The organism is Candidatus Magnetaquicoccus inordinatus (assembly GCF_004217665.1).
Classification (GTDB): domain Bacteria; phylum Pseudomonadota; class Magnetococcia; order Magnetococcales; family Magnetaquicoccaceae; genus Magnetaquicoccus; species Magnetaquicoccus inordinatus.
On the sequence record NZ_RXIU01000409.1, the window covers coordinates 1 to 1,556 of the forward strand.

Here is a 1,556-nt window from a genome sequence, read left to right on the forward strand (position 1 = left end):
ACTCCGGCCACCGATCAACGCTACATCGATGCCATGCTGCATGCTGCCAGCCGAGGCATTAATGTTTTTGATACCGCCATCAATTATCGACACATGAAAGCGGAACGTTGTGTCGGTACGGCTGTACGTCGTCTGTCTGCCCAGGGAATCTCCCGCAGCTCTTTGTGTGTGACCAGTAAAGGGGGCTATATCACGCATGATGCTGATGATAATCGGCAAGCGGAACGTTATCTGCGTGAGCAATATTTGGCAAACGGCTTGATCGATGAAGATGAACTACAACGCCGACACAGTATCCAACCACGCTTTATTGCCCAACAGCTCGAGCAGAGCTTAGGCAATCTGGGCTTGGCGACTTTGGATGTCTACTATCTGCATAATCCTGAGGATGAACTGCCGCATTTGGGCCAGGAGCTGTTTTACTCCCGTCTGCGCGAGTGCTTTATAGAACTGGAAAAGGCGGTTCAGGCAGGTAAAATTGTTTGCTATGGATTGGCAACCTGGCATGGTTTACGAGTCGAGGAAGAGGCCGCCAATCATCTTTCTCTGCAACGGGCCGTCACGGCAGCAAATGAAGCGGCAGCGGCTGTGCATGCCAAACAACACCATCTGCGGGCTGTTCAATTGCCTTTCAATGTCCGTGAGCACCAAAGTCTGACACGCCCAACACAAATGGTAAACGGCAATCGTCTATCTGCTTTGCAAGCCATCGCTGAGTTGGGAATGTATGCGTTTACCAGTGCCACTGTTTTGCAAGGAGCAACCGTTCCCGGACAATTCCGTACCCTGGCAGTGGGTTTGCCGGAACGCACTCTCGCCTTGCGTGCTGCCTACAGCATTACAGAGATCGGAACAGCTTTAGTGGGAATGCGGCGGATTACCAGCGTTGAAGAGGCGCTTGCTGTCGCCTCCCTGCCCACTATTCCCGCTGAGCAATTATTGCCTCACTTGCTCTGATTCTCTCTGTGCGCAAGCAAAGAGTGGGGCTGATCAACAGGACAATCGCATTTAATAACCAGACAATTATTATGGAGATCCAGGAGGAGATTCTCTCCTCCTGGTGGGTGCAGGGCAAAGCCCTGCTGAAAATGTGCGGCGTTTTACAAAAGCGCATGCGCAGCATTCGCGCACGCCGCACCGATTTGTGCCACGAAGGGATACTCTTTGGGAGGGCGGACGCCCGACATGCACCGTTTCGCTTGTGGCAACAGTAAGGAAATTGGCAAAGGCGATTGCCCTGGGCTGATCAAACAGCAGATGCCTTGTCAGCCCCATTCACGGTTGGTTCAGCAACAGTTGCGGCCATTGAATCGATTTTTCCTGTAGCGTCGTGCGTACAGTCTCTCCACCAGCGCGCTGCTCCAATTGCCCGCTTTGCGGGGAAACAACATTGCTGTTGTGACATTCGGCTTTTGAGGAGTATCCCAAACGCACCCCTTTGGCGCGCATACTGCGATCATCAGCAAATGGTCCGCGCCAACTCACAAGAACTATCGGTAAAGAGCGACATTCATTGATTCGTGCATGCCCATAATATTCCAATACATTGACCGATC

General features: G+C 52.2%; 3 protein-coding genes. 2 read left to right on the forward strand and 1 reads right to left on the reverse strand.

Features of this window, described 5'->3' with window-relative positions; all coding sequences use genetic code 11:
* Positions 1-957, forward strand: a 957-nt coding sequence (locus EJP87_RS16095; protein ID WP_130472864.1) for an aldo/keto reductase, incomplete at its 5' end; no start/stop codon positions are given.
* A 71-nt stretch (positions 958-1,028) separates the two neighbouring features.
* Positions 1,029-1,214, forward strand: coding sequence for a hypothetical protein (locus tag EJP87_RS16100; RefSeq protein WP_130472865.1), 186 nt, complete (start codon positions 1,029-1,031; stop codon positions 1,212-1,214).
* A 61-nt stretch (positions 1,215-1,275) separates the two neighbouring features.
* Here EJP87_RS16100 and EJP87_RS18115 read toward each other — a convergent pair.
* Positions 1,276-1,556: hypothetical protein (locus EJP87_RS18115; protein WP_193771463.1), on the reverse strand; the 281-nt coding region annotated here is incomplete at its 5' end.